We start from the raw sequence: 15353 nt of genomic DNA, 5'->3' as shown, positions 1-15353 counted from the left end.
GTGTTTTGGAAGCTTTAGATTTAGCACTAAATCTTGCCAAAGAAAAAAAAATTGATGCAATTAATTTTGCTCCAATGAATAAAACAAGTTTAAAACTTGGAGGAAACACACATTCAGATGAATTACAATTAATGGCTGAAAAGTTGGAGGTAAAAAGTTTTTGTTGTGAGTTTAATGTTATAGATAATTTCTGGACAGCAAGAGTAACTTCACACATCCCAATTAAAGAAGTTGCTCAACACATTACAAAAGAAAATATCTTAAAGCCTATTAAATTAATCAATGAGGTTATGGAATTGAACGGTGTAAAAAATCCTAGAATAGCAGTTCAAGCTCTTAACCCACATGCAGAATTTGGTACTGAAGAAAAAGATGAAATTATTCCAGCTATAGAAGAGGCAAAAAAACTTGGATTTAATACTGATGGTCCATTACCTTGTGATACTTCTTTTGTTGTTGCTTATAAAAATAAAAACCATGACTGTATGGTTGGAATGTATCACGATGCACTTCAATCTGGACTTAAAGCATTTGGATTTGATAGAGGAGTTACTGTTCAAGGTGGATTAACAATTCCTGTAACAACAACCGCACATGGATCAGCATTTGCAATTGCTGGAAAAAATGAAGCTAATTTAGCTCCAATTTTAAATTCATTTAAAATTGCATTATCGATGGCTGAAAACAAAAAGAAATTAATCTAAGCTCTAAATTAGACAAGCAGCTACTGTAATATTAAGTTTGTAAATATTATTTTAATATTTTTTTTATATCTTTTGTTTGAAATAAACTTGGTTTTTTGCATGTAGTTTTAATTACTTGTGGTTTATTTGTTTTACATGCTTTCATTGTTGACTGAATGATATCTAAAACATGAAGAGATAGTTCTCCATTACATTTATTAATTTTTTTATTTTCTATAGAATAAGCCATTTCAGCCAAACCAGCTCCACGATAGTTTGCATTAGTTGGTGACTCGTTTGCTCTAGAACTTTGTGATCTAATGTTAATTTTACCTAACGGCATTTTATCAGTTTTGTATTCTCTCCATGGGTCACCTAAATTTTTACATACATAAACTGAACCACCAAACATATTTGGGTCTGGAACTATCATCGACCCTTTATCACCATATAGCTCTATATGATTTCTTTGGTGAGCTATCACATCAAAAGAAAGAGTTAGTCTAATAATCGATCCATTCTCAAATGTAATTGTTGATAAGTATGTTGTAGGACATTGAACTTTAAATGTTTTATTTTTTCTTGGTCCTATTCCAATAGTTCTTCTCTTAACTCCATTTACAATACTTCCTGTAACTTTTTTTGCTGGTCCCAATAAATTAACTAAAGCAGTTAAATAATATGGACCCATATCAATTACTGGACCACCTTCTTTTTTTGCAAACCAAGGTTCAGGATTTGGGTGGTAAGATTGAACTCCAGGAAAAGCAAAAATTGCATTACCTAAATTAATTTTACCTATAGTTTTTTTGTCAACTAGCTCTTTTGATTTTTGAATGCCTCCTCCCAAAAAAGTATCAGGCGCATTTCCAATATAAAGTTTTTTCTTTTTTGCTATTTTAAGGAGATCTTTTCCATCTTTAAAATTAATTGCTAATGGTTTTTCAGAGTAAACATGTTTTCCATTAACTAATGCCTGTTTTGCAACTTGATAATGAGCTTTAGGAATGGTTAAGTTAAGAATAATCTCAACTTGTTTATCTTTTAAAAGTTCATTAACAGTTACCGCTTGTATCTTATAAGTTTTTGCACATTTAAGTGCATTATTGAAATTTATATCTGCACACTTAATAATTTTTATATTATTGAAATATTTTTCTGCTCTAAAATATGTTTCTGAAATATGACCACAACCAATTAGGCCTACTTTAAAAATTTTATTCATAAAGAATTAAACGCCTTGTCTTTGTTTGTTTTTTCCTTCTTTATATAGTTTTAAAGCTTCTTTATTTTCTTTAGTGGTTGGAATTTCTAATGTGGGACTATCCCAAAATGAAGAACCTTCTAACCACTGATAAGCATGTGTCTTAATTGAAATGACATATGTAACATCAGATTTTTTTGCTCTTTTAAATGCTTCTCCAAGTTCGGATATAGAATTTACATGTTCTGATTTAGCTCCCATGCTTTCAGCATGTTTTGCAAAATCAACACTTACAAGGCCTGGTGTTTTTGAGCTTTTAAGTAAATTATTAAATTCTTTTCCACCTTTAAATAATTGAAGTCTATTAATCACTGCAAAACCACCGTTATCACAAACAATTATAATAAGCTTATTATTAGTGATTACTGAAGAATAAATATCTGTATTATTTAAAAGATAAGACCCATCTCCAACAAAAGAAATAACTTCTTTGTCAGGGTTTGCCATTTTTATTCCCAAGGCTCCTGATATTTCATAACTCATACAACTAAATCCCCATTCAGTTTCATGAGTATTTAATTCTCGTGGTCTCCAAACCTGAATAACTTCACCAACCAAACCTCCTGCTGCAGTAACTGCAATATCTGATGGATCAGAATTCTTGTAAACGGCACCAACTACTTGAACATAACTTGGTACCTCTTGATTTGAAGGAGCGCTCTCTTTATCTACATGCTCGTTCCATGCTTTTAACTCTGCTTGAGATTTTTTATTCCACTCCTCACCAGCTTTCCAATCACCTAATGCTTGTGAAAGTTCATCTAATGAAACTTTTGCATCACCTACTACTGCTTGAGCCAAATGCTTATTAGCATCAAATCTTGATACATTAATAGAAACAAGTTTAAAATTTTCGTTTTCAAAATTTGCCCAAGACCCAGTGGTGAAGTCTGCAAGTTTAGTACCAACTGCAATAGCTAGATCTGTTTGTTTAGCTAATGAATTAGTATTTTTTCCACCTAACCCACCTATTTGACCCGCATAATGTGAGTGGTCTCTTTTCATTGTAGAATATCCCATCACAGTTTGTGTAACCGGTATATTGTGTTTAACCGCAAAGTTACTTAATTCTTCCATAGCATCAGAGTAAAAAACTCCTCCACCAGATATAATTATTGGATTTTTTGAAGATTTAATTTTTTCTGCAGCCTCTTTTATTTGAAATTCATCAGGTCTTGGTCTTCTAATTGCATGAATCTTTTCTTTGAAAAATTCTTCTGGATAATCAAATGTTTGTCCTTGAATATCTTGACTTAATGCAATGCAAGCTGGTCCACAATCTGCAGGATCTAACATTGTTTGAACTGCTGCTGGAAATGATTGAATAATTTGCTCGGGTCTAGTGATACGATCAAAATATCTAGTTACAGGTTTAAAAGCATCATTAGCAGTTATTCCTGGATTATTAAAATGTTCTACTTGTTGAAGTACTGGATCAGGCATTCTATTTGCATATGTATCTCCTGGTAAAAATAAAATCGGCAACCTATTACTCATCGCAACTGCAGCAGCCGTAACCATATTTGTAGCTCCTGGTCCAACTGATGATGTTGCTACAAAAATTTGCTGCCTTCTCTTTGCTCTTGCATAACCAATACCTGTAAGAGCCATGTTCTGTTCATGGTGTCCTCTATAAGTTGGAAGCTCTTTTTGATTTTCCTCAAGAGCTTGACCTAAACATGCTACATTACCATGTCCAAAAATTCCAAACACACCTGGAAACAAAGGTTCTTTTTTGCCATTAATTAATATTTTTTGAGCAATTAAATATTTTACAATTGCATGAGCACAAGTGAGAGTAATTTTTTTCATAAATATGTTTATTTTTTAATATGTATAGTGTTTATATATAAATATATTTATAAATTAAAAAACCTAATTAAGTAAACTTAAAAATAAAAATTATGTACGAAAAATTTGGACAATTCATTGATGGTAAATGGCAACAAGCTGAAAAAAAAGAAACTTACGATGTAATCAATCCTGCAACAGAAGAAGTGATTGGAAAAGCATCAAAAGCATCCTCTATAGAAGTACAAAAAGCATTAAAGTCTGCTGAAAAAGGTTTAGAGATTTGGAAAAACACAGCACCTTGGCAAAGATCTTATGTTCTTAGAAAAATTGCTGACTTAATGAGAGAAAAAAAAGAAGTACTAGCAAAATGGTTAACTCTTGAAGTTGGAAAACCTCTTGCTGAAGCTGTTGGAGAAGTCGGTGGTGGAGCTGATATTTTTGAATGGAATGCTGAAGAAACAAAAAGAATTTATGGTGAAACACAACAAAGTAGATTTCCAGATACTAGAGTTCATGTTTACTATCAACCAGTAGGTGTTGTTGCTGCTTTGGTTCCATGGAATTTTCCAATAGTATTAGCGTCAAGAAAAATTTCTACTGCTTTAGCTGCAGGTTGTTCTGTTATTTGTAAACCAGATACAATTACTCCTGGTGCCGTAATGGAATTAGTTAATATTTGTAAAGAAGCTGGTGTGCCAGATGGAGTTGTAAATCTTTTATCAGGTGATCCTGCTGAAATTTCTAATGAACTAATGGAATCTGATATAATCAAAAAAGTATCAATCACCGGTTCAACAAGAGTTGGTAAAATAATTTTAAAAAAGGCAGCTGATAAAGTTCAAAGAGTTACCATGGAACTAAGTGGACACTCTCCTTTTATTGTTTGTGAGGACGTAGACATGAATAAAGTTGCCGACATAGCAATAACTGGCAAATTCAGAAATAATGGACAAGTTTGTATCTCTCCAAACAGATTTTATATTCAAGAAAATAGAAAAGAAGAGTTTGTAAGTGCTTTTATGGAAAGAGCAAAAAAATTAAAAATAGGAAATGGTATGGATGAAGGTGTTGAACTAGGACCTTTAAGTACTGCAAAGAGATTAGAAGAAATAGAAAAGCTAGTTGAAACTACAAAAAAAGAAGGTGCAAAAGTATTAATGGGTGGAAAAAGACCTTCTGGTTTCAATAAGGGTTATTATTATGAACCAACAGTATTTGATGACGTAAAAGATAATTTTACTATTATGAAAGAAGAACCTTTTGGTCCATTGGTACCAATTCTTACATTTAAAACTTTTGATGAAGTTATTGAAAGAGCAAATGATAATGACCTTGGTTTATGTAGTTATCTATACACAAATTCTATGGATAAAGCTCATATTGGATCAGAAAAATTAGAGTCTGGATGTGTTGCGGTTAATACTGGCGTGGTTGCAATTGCTGAAGCACCATTTGGTGGTATTAAACAAACTGGTTATGGACGTGAAGGTGGATCAGGAGCAATTAAAGATTACTTAAATGTGAAATACACTCACATGGGTTTAAAAATATAATAATGAGAAAAAACAAAGTAAAAGAAATGATGAAAGCAGGGAAACCTGTAATCAATGGTTGGTTGCAGATTCCTAGCACTGTTTCAGCTGAAGTAATGGCTCATCAAGGATGGGACTCACTTACAATAGATATGCAACATGGTTTGGTTGACTACACTAATGCTTTGCCGATGCTACAAACTATATCAACAACTGATGTTACTCCACTCGCAAGAGTAAACTGGAATGAGCCTGGTCAAATAATGAAAATTCTTGATGCTGGATGTTATGGCATTATCTGTCCGATGGTTAGTAATAAAGAAGAAGCAGAAAGATTTGTTCAAGCATGCATGTACCCTCCCCATGGCTATAGAAGTTTTGGTCCGGTTAGAGGTTTAATTTATGGTGGTTCTGATTATGCAAAACATGCAAATGATGAAATGCTTAAGTTAGCAATGATAGAGACAAAAGAATCTTTGGATAAGCTTGATGAAATCATGTCTACGCCTGGTGTTGATGGTATTTATATTGGCCCAGCAGATTTGAGTTTAGCAATTGGAGAAGAGCCAGGTTTTGATAGACCTGAAAGTACTAAAGCTTATTCGGAAATTTTAAGAATTTTAGAACATGCTAAAAAAAATAATATTTATGCAGGTATTCATAACGGTACTCCTGAATATGCTCAAAAAATGATTGATAAAGGTTTTAATTTTGTAACAATTGGCGCAGATCAACGAGCCTTAAGTTCTGGTGCAAAAGCTGTGGTTGATAAAATGAAAGGTTCTTCTAAAAAAGAAGAGTCTAAAGCATACTAGTAAATCAGATCCCTTTATAAACTAGATCTCTTCTATCTATAAAACCTTCAAAAGTTTTTATTGTTATAACTGAAGGTAAAATAAAAATTGATCTTTTATCTTTTTCATTTCTAATAATTCTAAAAAAACCTTTTTTAATTGCAGTATCTATATAGACATTTGATGTCAGGTAAGATTTTTCAATTACCTTTAGTAATTCATTTTTAGTAATTGATTTATTTTTATAATAAGCAAGCATAACCATATGCAACATTATCCAATGTTGAGGTGTTAATGAAAACCAATTAAGTAAATCATTCTCAAGCCTTCCCTCGAAATCACCAAGTGAAGCTTCAGCTAATTTAATTCTTTTTTGTGTAATCTTTGGAATTTTTTTCTGTTCCTCAAAAGATTTTGGGTACTTAAATTGTTTCTTCATTCCAAAATGTTATATTAAACAAAGTTAAATTAATATTATTTTTTATTAGTTAATTCTTTGTAAATATTATTAACTCTGTGCACTTCCTCTGCAGTATTAAAATAACCCTCATATTCTATCTCTTCAGGAGTTACATCAAAGTGATAATGACCTGCTACATTTTCTTTAGTATAGGAATGAAAATGAGTATGTTCACCAGACTCTCTTAAATTAAGATTTCCTCCTGTTGGATCGCCAGTCCAAAGCACACAATAACCTTGTAACTCAGGTCCCACTGGTTCATAAAATTGTAAAAAATCTTTTACACATTTCATTTGTTCAGGATCATAATATTCATGTTTAATATCTTTATAATCAGGCTGAACATGTGATCTGATCTTTCCATTTAAAATTCTAAAAACTCCTGCCAAAGCAATATGATCATTATCTTTAATTTTCAAATTATCAGACAAAGCTTTTCTCATTGCTTGCGTTAAAGATCCCTGCTCTCCAGATCTTCCTTTTATTTTTATTTTAATAACTTTTCCTCTTATTCCATCAGTATAAAAAACATTACCTAAGCCACCGTGTTTTCTGGCTGTATATTTTTCAGCAATACATTCTTTATTTTTTCCAACACGAGCTATTATTGATTTTGACTCATCAGTGATTAGATTTTCGTTAATTACTAACTCTCCACAATGTCCGTCTAAACATGACATAGCACCTGAACCAGCACCTAAAGCATAAGATTTTTCCGAACCAATCATTTTAGAAATTTCTTCATAATCAAATTCAGCACCTATAAATTTAGGATCATGCATGTAAGGCTCACCACCAACATCTATAATTTTTTGATTTCCACTAATTCCTTCAGATGGACAACCCCAATCTCTTAGATTTGGGCAATCAACTATTGAGACTTCGACTACTTTATAATTACTTGATAATCCACTTTGTAAGGCATCAGATATTTTATCTAATGAATACTCTGTAAATTTTGCTTTTTCTATTTTTAATTGCATTGACTATTAAAGCTATAATTTATTTTGCATGATGTCTATAGATAATATATATAATATCTATACATAAATTAATTATAAAAAGGCTTTAATGATAAATAAAGATTTAAAAGTTGCAGTTTTAGGTGCTGGTGCAATGGGCTGTTTGTTTGGGGGTTTGTTAGCTGAAAAAGGACTTAACGTTATCCTGATTGATGTTTGGAAAGAACATGTAGAAGCTATAAATAAAAATGGTCTTAAGATGGATGGTCATGGTGGTGACAGGTTTATTAAAGTTAAAGCAACAACTGATCCATCGACAGTTGGTATTGTTGATGCCGTGATAGTGATGTGTAAAGCAACTGTTTTAGAACCAGCTCTTAATAGTATCAAAAATATCATTGGTGAAAAAACTGTTTTTATGTCATTTCAAAATGGCTTTGGTCACGAAGCAATTATGCAAAAAATTGTAGGAGTTGAAAAAGTTCTAGGAGGAACAACCACTCAAGCTTCAAATATATTGGGGCCTGGTCATATAATGAACCATGCTGCTCTACCTTCTTGGATTGGAGAATATGAAGGTGGAATGAGTGAAAGAGTAAAAGATATCGCTGACACTTTTACTGATTATAATCTCGAAACAATTGCTGCTGATGATGTAAAAAAAAGAAAATGGATGAAACTGTTTGCATTAACAGCGATTGGACCCCTATCAGCAATTTTTGATCTACATCATACTGATCTATACATAAATAATAGTGCAAATGAAGTATCTAGATCGCTAGGTAAAGAAATAATTTTGGAAACAAGACAAGTAGCGTTAGCTGACGGTGTAGAAGTTTCTGAGGATGAGTGCCTTTTTATGTTTAATAAAATCGTAGACTCAAACCAAACAAATAAATCATCTATGGCTTTTGATGTTCAATACAAAAGAAAAACCGAAATTGATTTCATAAGTGGTGTTGTTTCAAGTCTTGGAAAAAAACATGGGATAAAAACCCCTTTAAATGATCTTATGTATAAGATGATCAAAGTTAAGGAGGGAATGTATAGCTAAATGCTACGAATTGAAAAATTAAAAAAGGTAAAAGGAAATTTTCCAGTTCTAGTAGGTAGCAACATTATTCCAAAAAGTATTTGCAAAATATTAATCGAAGAAATTAGTAACTCTAAATCTTTTGATGATATGATAATGGGTGGAAGAAGTCGTATCAACAAAGGCTCAAAAAATTTTAATAATTATATTAAACAATCAAAAATCTCTAAAAAACTTTTTAAACTTTTTAATAGCAAATCTTTCTACAAGAAAATTGAAAATATATTTAAAAAAAAATTTAAAAATAGATCATGGGAAAACTCAAATCTACCAAAAGTTTTTAATCCAAAAAAATTCACTATTAAAAAAAAATTGAATTCAAGTGAGCTTCAAAAATTACTTGGAAATAATTATTCTAATCCAAAAGTAAATTTAGATATTGATTTTTCTGTTTCAAAGGGTGGATACAGATTGAGACCACATCGAGATGATATTACAAGATTATATAATTTTTTAATTTATCTAACTGACATACCTAAAAAGAATGGAGGATCACTTACCATTTATAGAAAAAAAACTAAAAAAAATATTAGAAAAAGTTTTAGAAGATTTCCAAAAATTAGTGAATTAGAAGTTGTCAAAGAATTTACTCCTAGACAAGGAACGGTAGTTTTTTTTCAATCGACTCCCAATTCTTATCATGGTGTTAAAAGATTTATTGAAAAAAATTGCCCTAAACGATTTTTTATTTATGGAAGTTATGCTTTAAATAAACCAGTAATATGGAAATTTAATGATATTCCCTATTATCCTCATATAATTAAAACTAAAAAAAAAATGTTAACTTCTTTTCATGATGCGAATTATCTTACAGTCCCAGTTGCAAATTAGTAATGTTCAAATATGAGATCATTAAATAAAAAAAAATTTGAAGAACAAGGATATGCAATAGTAAAAAATGTTTTAAATTTTGATAATGATCTTAAGCCTATTTTAAATGATATGGAGTATGTAATGGATCGATTGATTCACAAATTCTCTCCTAAACATAAAATTTCAAAAGCACTAAAATTTAAATTTGAAAAAAAATACCAGTTTGTCTCTTCTCTAAATATTTTTGATTTAGATCAGTATTTTAATACTAGACTACCAAGAGATCATGTTAAAAAAGATAGTGATTACTTTGCTACACACTCTTTATGGAATTTAATCAAACACAAAAAAATACTTAATGTGGTTGAAAAAATACTTGGCTCAGAAATTCTTTCTAACCCAGTTCAAAACACAAGAATAAAACAACCAGAAAAAACACTACCTAAAAAATCAATTTTTGATGGCTTAAGTGGTAGAACCCCTTGGCACCAAGATGCAGCAGTATTATCGACTAGAGGTCAAAAAAATACTGAACTTTTAACTGTGTGGATTCCATTTACAAAAACAACTAAGAAAAATGGATGTATGATTACTATTCCTGGAATTAACAAGTTAGGATTATTAAATCATCACTCTGGCTACAAAGGCCAAGTTGAAATCAAAAATTCAGATTTACTAAATTCAAAAAAAGTTGTTTACCTGGAAGCTGATGTTGGAGATATAGTTTTACTTCACCGACACTCAGCACACTGCTCTATTCCAAATAAATCAAACTCTTTTAGAATTAGTGCTGATCTAAGATATAATAAAGCTGGTCAAACTTCAGGCCGTGAACCTTTACCCAGTTTTTATGTTAAAAGTAAAAATAAAAAAAACATTACTGTTTTAAACTTTAAACAATGGCTTGCTCTTTGGGAAAAAGCCAAAGAAAAATGTATTCCACGTAAATATGCCTTTAAATATCCATTGCCTACATTTAAGCATAATAAAAAAGATCTTTCAAAGTTGATCAATTCTTAAATAAATATTTTTATAAAATTTATATTTGTGTATAAGAGCTTATGAAAAAAATTTTAGTTATTCAACCTATCCATGAAGCTGGAATAGAATTACTTAAAAATAATTCAAATTATGAATTTGAAGTTGTGGAAAATGTTGATCCTGAATTTCTTAAATCAAAAATTAAAGATTGTGATGCAGCATCGATTAGAACAGCAAAATTAACTGGAGATGTAATTGAAGCAGCTAACAATCTTAAAATAATTTCAAGACATGGTGTTGGTTATGATAATATTGATTTAGAAACATCAAAAAAAAATAATCTTACTCTAGCAATTACCGCAACAGCGAATGCCGTAGCTGTAGCTGAACATGTAATGTTTATGTTACTTAATATTTCTAAAAGAAAAAATATGTACGATAATGCTGTTAAAGATGGAAAATTTAACGACCGAAATAAATTGCCTAAGACTGTAGAACTTTGGGGTAAAAATATATTAATTGCTGGATTTGGTAGAATTGGTCAAGCTCTTATAAAAAGATGTTTAGGTTTTGAAATGAAAGTTTTTGTTTATGACCCTTTTGTCTCTAAAGATGTAATAGAAAATTTAGGCGGAATAAAAGTTGAGAGCATGGAAGATGCTTGTAAAGATATGGATGCAATTTCTCTTCATATTCCATTAAATGATAAAACTAAAAATATAATTAATTATGATTTACTCAAAACTATGAAAAAAAATTGTATTATAATTAATGCTGCTAGAGGTGGAATTGTTAATGAAATTGATTTAGATAAAGCTTTAAAAGAAGATTTAATTTTTGGTGCTGGTTTAGATGTTTTTGAAATTGAACCACCAGAGTCAAACAATCCTTTACTTAAAAACGATAAAGTTTTTCTAAGTCCACACACAGCAGCTTTTACAGAAGAGTGCATGACAAGAATGGGTAAAGAGACAATACAAAATATTATTGATTTTTTTGATGGAAAATTAGAAAAATCAAAAACAGTAAAATTATAATTTAAAAATTATTTTTGAAAGACTTCTAAGTTACTCTTATTAAGAGTTTCTGTTAAATATTTGTAGCCAATCTTTGCATATTCAAAAGGATTTGCTTTTGCAGGATCTTGTTCGGCCTCTACTACTAGCCATCCTGAATAATTTTTTTCTTTCAATACATCAAACAAAGGCTTGTAATCAATACATCCATCACCCGGAACTGTAAATGCACCCTCTAAAAATGCTCCTCTAAAACTTAAATCTTCTTTCAAAGATTTTTCTAAAACACTTTTTCTAATATCTTTACAATGCATATGAATTAATCTTTCGCTAAAATCATTTAATATTTTTAAAGAGTCTCCTTGAGCAAACAACATGTGACCAGTGTCTAATGTAAGTTTTACGCTATCATCAGTATTTTCAAGCAATCTAACAGTATCTTCTTCAGTCTCTATTACAGTGCCCATATGATGATGGTAAGCAAGTGGCATCCCTTCATCTTCAAGATATTTTCCCATTTCTGAAATTTTTTCATAGTATTTTTTAGACTCTTCAAGATCCATTTGAGGTCTTGTAGATAATTTTCGATTTGGATCTCCTTGAATTGAACCAGAAACTTCAGCAAAAACCATACAAGGTGAATTACAATCTTTAAAAAGTTTTAACTGATCTTGAATTAGATTTTTTTCTTCATTAACACTATTTGTTCTTAAATTAGCTCCATACCAACCTGAGCATAAATTTAATTTAAACTCTTTTAATTTAGGTATTAATTCTTCTGACTTTTTTGGAAATTTACCACCAGATTCAATTCCAATAAATCCTGCCTGACTAGCTTCAGACAAACATTGTTCTAAAGAAGTATCACCTCCCAATTCAGGCATATCATCATTACTCCATGCTATCGGTGCTATTCCTAATTTTACTGACATAAAAATTTATTAAAAAGTTTAATGGATTTTTAAATGATGATGTTGTGTGCATCAAGAAAATTATATTTTTAATTGATGTTTAATTCATCATTAAAAAAATGTTTCTTGATTTTGTTTTTTAATTCTGTTCTATATTCTTATGATCAACTTTTCTTTAATGGGAGCAGGACGGATTGGAAAAATGCATGCTAAATTTATAGCAGCACATCCAAAAGCAAAATTAAAATACATATATGACGTTAATTCTCAATTCGCTGAAGAAGTAGTAAAATTAACAGGATGTTCAATTGCATCATCACCAGAAGAAGCAATTAATGCAGATGATATAGATGCAGTTCTTATAGCTTCTGCTACACCAACTCACACTCAATTTATTACAATGGCAGCAAAAGCTGGAAAAGCAATTTTTTGTGAAAAACCAATTGATTTAGATATCAATAAAGTAAATGAGTGCATGGAAAATATTAAAGGAACAAACGTTCCTATTCAAATTGGCTTTAATAGAAGATTTGATGCAAGTCATGCTAAGGCACAACAGGCAAGAGTAAAAAAAGAAATTGGTGAATTGGAAATGGTAGTTATTACAAGTAGAGACCCTGAGCCTCCAGGTATTGACTATTTAAGAGCTGCTGGAGGTTTTTTTAGAGATACTACTATTCATGATTTTGACTTAACTAGATTTATATTGGGTGATGATCCTGTGGTTCAAATATCTGCATTTGGAGATGCTTTATTTGATAAAAATTCACAACAAGTAAAAGATCTAGATACTGCAATGTTTATTTTAAAATCAAAAAAAGGTGTTTTAATTCATATTAATAACTCACGAAGAGCAGTTTATGGATATGATCAAAGAGTTGAAGTATTTGGCAGTAAAGGAATGGTTATCTCTAATAATCAAACTCCTACTTCTTTAGAAAGATACACAAATACATCTACAAATGAAAAAGAACCTATACATTTCTTTTTTATTGAAAGATATGAGCAAGCTTACAGAGATCAATTTAATGAGTTTGTAAAATGCGTTGAGGATAAAACAAAACCTTTGGTAGGATTTGAAGATGGTAGAAATGCTTTGATAATAGCTAACGCAGCATATGAATCGTTTGAAAGTGGTAAAGTAATAGATATTAAATTCTAGTATGTCTAATAAATATATATCCGAACAATCTAACCAATTTAAAAATAAAATAATAATTGTCACAGGAAGTACTCAAGGAAGCGGAGCTGAGACTGCAAAATTACTAGCAAGCAGAGGTGCTAAAGGAATAACTATCTGTGGAAGAAATAGCGACAAAGGAAATAAAGTAAAATCTGAAATAGAAAGTATGGGTGCAGAATGCATATACATTCAAGCAGATTTAGAGAAGCTTACAGACTGTAAAAAAATAATTTCTGAGACTGATAAAAAATTTAATACTGTAGATAGTTTTATCAATGTTGCCGCTTTTACAGAAAGAGGAACAGTTTTAAGTACGACAGAAGAAAATTATGACAAAAATTTTAATGTAAATGTAAAAGCTCCTCTTTTTATGATGCAAGACGTTATAAAAATAATGATTAGAGATAAAAAAAAAGGAACTATCGCTCATATTTTATCAATGGCTGGATATAGTGGTATGCCTTTCTTAACTGCTTACAGTTCTTCTAAAGCAGCATTGGCAGTAATGATTAAAAATGTTGCAAATTCAGTTTCTGGTCATCAAATAAGAGTGAATGGTGTAAATCTAGGTTGGACAGATACACCAGCAGAAACAGTAATTCAAAAAAAATTTCACAACGCAGATGATGATTGGTTAAAAAAAGCTGAGGCAAAAGTTCCTTTTAAAAGATTAAACAAACCTTTAGATGTTGCTAAGATCCTAGCTTTCTTATGTTCAGAAGAGTCAGGAATAATGACGGGAAGCATTGTTGATTTTGATCAAACAGTTGCAGGATGGCATTCTTATTCAGCATATGACACTAAAATATTAGATGATAGTATTTTAGGTGAGTAAGTCTTATTTAAATTAACTTATGAAAAAAAATAAAATTAAAGATACTGGTGTAGAAGTTACAGAATTGAGTTTTGGAACATCCTCTTTGGGGAGTATGCCAGATACTTATGGCTATGAAGTACCAGAACAAAGAGCTCAAGAAACTTTAAAAAGATTTTTTCAAGGTCCAGTAAATATGCTTGATACTTCAAGAAATTATGCAATGGGAGAAAGTGAGAAAAGAATTGGTATAGCAATAAAGGAAAATGGTAGCTGGCCAGAGAATTTTGTTTTATCAACTAAAATTGATAGGAATATGGATACTCTTGTTCTTGATAAAAAAAGAACCAGGGAGTCTATTGAAGAAAGTTTAAAAACTTTGAATGTAGATTCTGTTGATGTTTTATTTCTTCATGATCCAGAATATGTAAAAGATATAAATGACGTAACCAAAAAAGATGGTGCAATAGATGAGTTATTTAAAATAAAAGAAGAGGGATTAGCAAAAGCTGTTGGTTTAGCTATGGGAAAAGTAGACATAATGTTTCCTATGTTAAAAAATTGGGACTTTGATGTGATAATTAATCATAACAGATATACTTTGTTAAATAGAGAGGCAGATGAAATGTATAGTTATGCCCACAGTAAAAATATATCTATTTTTAATGCCGCTCCTTACGCTGGAGGTGTTTTAGCAAAAGGTCCAAGTAACTTTAAAAAAATAACTTATCAAGATGCTACAGAAGAAAAACTTGCACCTGCTAGAGAAATAGAAAAAGTTTGTAAAAAGTATAATGTAGAAATGGGTGCAGCTGCTTTACAGTTTTCAATGAAAGATAAAAGAATAACCTCTACCCTATGTGGAGTTACTAGTATTCAGAGTATTGAAAAAAACCTTTCTTGGGCTAAAACAAGTATACCAGAGGAATTTTGGAATGAAGTTTTAAAATTACCTTACTCAACCAAAGATCCAGAATCTGAAAGAAATTATACACCTGGTTAAATTCTTTGATTTCATTATCATTTAAAATTTGACTCATCGTTTATTTAATC

Annotated in this window: 15 protein-coding genes; 10 read left to right on the top strand and 5 right to left on the bottom strand. The window is 30.7% G+C overall.

Annotation, left to right across the window (positions count from 1 at the left end):
* Positions 1-704, top strand: a 704-nt coding sequence (locus Q0X98_RS03565; RefSeq protein WP_297681522.1) for a 4-hydroxythreonine-4-phosphate dehydrogenase PdxA, incomplete at its 5' end; no start/stop codon positions are given.
* A gap of 46 nt (positions 705-750) precedes the next feature.
* On the opposite strand, the gene Q0X98_RS03560 is transcribed toward Q0X98_RS03565, so the two are convergent.
* Positions 751-1908 (bottom strand): Gfo/Idh/MocA family oxidoreductase, encoded by a 1158-nt coding sequence (locus tag Q0X98_RS03560; RefSeq protein WP_297681519.1) that lies wholly within the window; start codon positions 1906-1908, stop codon positions 751-753.
* Positions 1909-1914: 6 nt separating this feature from the next.
* Positions 1915-3759, bottom strand: a complete 1845-nt coding sequence (gene iolD, locus Q0X98_RS03555; RefSeq protein ID WP_297681518.1) for a 3D-(3,5/4)-trihydroxycyclohexane-1,2-dione acylhydrolase (decyclizing) — start codon at positions 3757-3759, stop codon at positions 1915-1917.
* 92 nt (positions 3760-3851) lie between these two features.
* On the opposite strand from iolD, the gene Q0X98_RS03550 reads away from it, so the two are divergent.
* Together Q0X98_RS03550 and Q0X98_RS03545 are read left to right on the top strand one after the other, a co-directional pair.
* Positions 3852-5294 carry an NAD-dependent succinate-semialdehyde dehydrogenase gene (locus Q0X98_RS03550; RefSeq protein WP_297681515.1) on the top strand — a complete coding sequence of 481 codons (1443 nt, stop codon included), beginning with the start codon at positions 3852-3854 and terminating at the stop codon, positions 5292-5294.
* A gap of 2 nt (positions 5295-5296) precedes the next feature.
* Positions 5297-6088 carry an aldolase/citrate lyase family protein gene (locus tag Q0X98_RS03545; RefSeq protein ID WP_028036737.1) on the top strand — a complete coding sequence of 264 codons (792 nt, stop codon included), beginning with the start codon at positions 5297-5299 and terminating at the stop codon, positions 6086-6088.
* A gap of 4 nt (positions 6089-6092) precedes the next feature.
* Here the strand turns inward: Q0X98_RS03545 and Q0X98_RS03540 are convergent, their stop codons facing one another.
* Together Q0X98_RS03540 and Q0X98_RS03535 are read right to left on the bottom strand one after the other, a co-directional pair.
* Positions 6093-6506: a helix-turn-helix domain-containing protein gene (locus tag Q0X98_RS03540; protein WP_028036736.1), complete on the bottom strand. Its 414-nt coding sequence runs from the start codon at positions 6504-6506 to the stop codon at positions 6093-6095.
* 35 nt (positions 6507-6541) lie between these two features.
* Entirely contained in the window at positions 6542-7510 is a 969-nt protein-coding gene (locus Q0X98_RS03535; protein ID WP_297681510.1) for a DUF1907 domain-containing protein, read from the bottom strand.
* Positions 7511-7598: 88 nt separating this feature from the next.
* On the opposite strand from Q0X98_RS03535, the gene Q0X98_RS03530 reads away from it, so the two are divergent.
* From Q0X98_RS03530 to Q0X98_RS03515, 4 genes are read left to right on the top strand one after another with little or no spacing between them, the layout of a single operon-like run.
* Entirely contained in the window at positions 7599-8543 is a 945-nt protein-coding gene (locus Q0X98_RS03530; RefSeq protein WP_297681508.1) for a 2-dehydropantoate 2-reductase, read from the top strand.
* A complete protein-coding gene (locus Q0X98_RS03525) occupies positions 8544-9413 on the top strand; it encodes a 2OG-Fe(II) oxygenase (protein ID WP_297681506.1) in 870 nt (289 codons plus the stop codon). It begins immediately after the preceding gene.
* A 12-nt stretch (positions 9414-9425) separates the two neighbouring features.
* Positions 9426-10415, top strand: coding sequence for a phytanoyl-CoA dioxygenase family protein (locus tag Q0X98_RS03520; RefSeq protein WP_297681504.1), 990 nt, complete (start codon positions 9426-9428; stop codon positions 10413-10415).
* 41 nt (positions 10416-10456) lie between these two features.
* A complete protein-coding gene (locus Q0X98_RS03515; RefSeq protein WP_297681502.1) occupies positions 10457-11413 on the top strand; it encodes a hydroxyacid dehydrogenase in 957 nt (318 codons plus the stop codon).
* Positions 11414-11421: 8 nt separating this feature from the next.
* On the opposite strand, the gene iolE is transcribed toward Q0X98_RS03515, so the two are convergent.
* Positions 11422-12324 (bottom strand): myo-inosose-2 dehydratase, encoded by a 903-nt coding sequence (gene iolE / locus Q0X98_RS03510; protein ID WP_297681500.1) that lies wholly within the window; start codon positions 12322-12324, stop codon positions 11422-11424.
* Between the two features lie 139 nt (positions 12325-12463).
* Here iolE and iolG point away from each other — a divergent pair, with 139 nt between their 5' ends.
* From iolG to Q0X98_RS03495, 3 genes are read left to right on the top strand one after another with little or no spacing between them, the layout of a single operon-like run.
* Positions 12464-13465, top strand: a complete 1002-nt coding sequence (iolG, locus tag Q0X98_RS03505) for an inositol 2-dehydrogenase (protein WP_028036729.1) — start codon at positions 12464-12466, stop codon at positions 13463-13465.
* 1 nt (position 13466) lies between these two features.
* Positions 13467-14321 (top strand): SDR family oxidoreductase, encoded by an 855-nt coding sequence (locus tag Q0X98_RS03500; protein ID WP_297681497.1) that lies wholly within the window; start codon positions 13467-13469, stop codon positions 14319-14321.
* Between the two features lie 19 nt (positions 14322-14340).
* The gene (locus Q0X98_RS03495) at positions 14341-15303 is read left to right on the top strand and encodes an aldo/keto reductase (protein ID WP_297681495.1); all 963 of its coding nucleotides are present in this window, start codon (positions 14341-14343) and stop codon (positions 15301-15303) included.
* Positions 15304-15353 lie beyond the last annotated feature (50 nt).

Source organism: uncultured Candidatus Pelagibacter sp. (assembly GCF_943788075.1).
Classification (GTDB): Bacteria; Pseudomonadota; Alphaproteobacteria; order Pelagibacterales; family Pelagibacteraceae; genus Pelagibacter.
Note: the sequence above shows the minus strand (reverse complement) of the source record. Positions and strands in the feature narration are given on the sequence as shown.

What these genes read in the sequence shown, in the direction of transcription:
- Q0X98_RS03520 (WP_297681504.1), top strand. Translation starts at nt 9,426, where the DNA reads ATGAGATCATTAAATAAAAAAAAATTTGAAGAACAAGGATATGCAATA.
- Q0X98_RS03515 (WP_297681502.1), top strand. Translation starts at nt 10,457, where the DNA reads ATGAAAAAAATTTTAGTTATTCAACCTATCCATGAAGCTGGAATAGAA.
- Q0X98_RS03495 (WP_297681495.1), top strand. Translation starts at nt 14,341, where the DNA reads ATGAAAAAAAATAAAATTAAAGATACTGGTGTAGAAGTTACAGAATTG.
- Q0X98_RS03525 (WP_297681506.1), top strand. Translation starts at nt 8,544, where the DNA reads ATGCTACGAATTGAAAAATTAAAAAAGGTAAAAGGAAATTTTCCAGTT.
- Q0X98_RS03535 (WP_297681510.1), bottom strand. Translation starts at nt 7,510, where the DNA reads ATGCAATTAAAAATAGAAAAAGCAAAATTTACAGAGTATTCATTAGAT.
- Q0X98_RS03560 (WP_297681519.1), bottom strand. Translation starts at nt 1,908, where the DNA reads ATGAATAAAATTTTTAAAGTAGGCCTAATTGGTTGTGGTCATATTTCA.
- Q0X98_RS03550 (WP_297681515.1), top strand. Translation starts at nt 3,852, where the DNA reads ATGTACGAAAAATTTGGACAATTCATTGATGGTAAATGGCAACAAGCT.
- Q0X98_RS03530 (WP_297681508.1), top strand. Translation starts at nt 7,599, where the DNA reads ATGATAAATAAAGATTTAAAAGTTGCAGTTTTAGGTGCTGGTGCAATG.
- Q0X98_RS03540 (WP_028036736.1), bottom strand. Translation starts at nt 6,506, where the DNA reads ATGAAGAAACAATTTAAGTACCCAAAATCTTTTGAGGAACAGAAAAAA.
- iolD (WP_297681518.1), bottom strand. Translation starts at nt 3,759, where the DNA reads ATGAAAAAAATTACTCTCACTTGTGCTCATGCAATTGTAAAATATTTA.
- iolG (WP_028036729.1), top strand. Translation starts at nt 12,464, where the DNA reads ATGATCAACTTTTCTTTAATGGGAGCAGGACGGATTGGAAAAATGCAT.
- iolE (WP_297681500.1), bottom strand. Translation starts at nt 12,324, where the DNA reads ATGTCAGTAAAATTAGGAATAGCACCGATAGCATGGAGTAATGATGAT.
- Q0X98_RS03500 (WP_297681497.1), top strand. Translation starts at nt 13,467, where the DNA reads ATGTCTAATAAATATATATCCGAACAATCTAACCAATTTAAAAATAAA.
- Q0X98_RS03545 (WP_028036737.1), top strand. Translation starts at nt 5,297, where the DNA reads ATGAGAAAAAACAAAGTAAAAGAAATGATGAAAGCAGGGAAACCTGTA.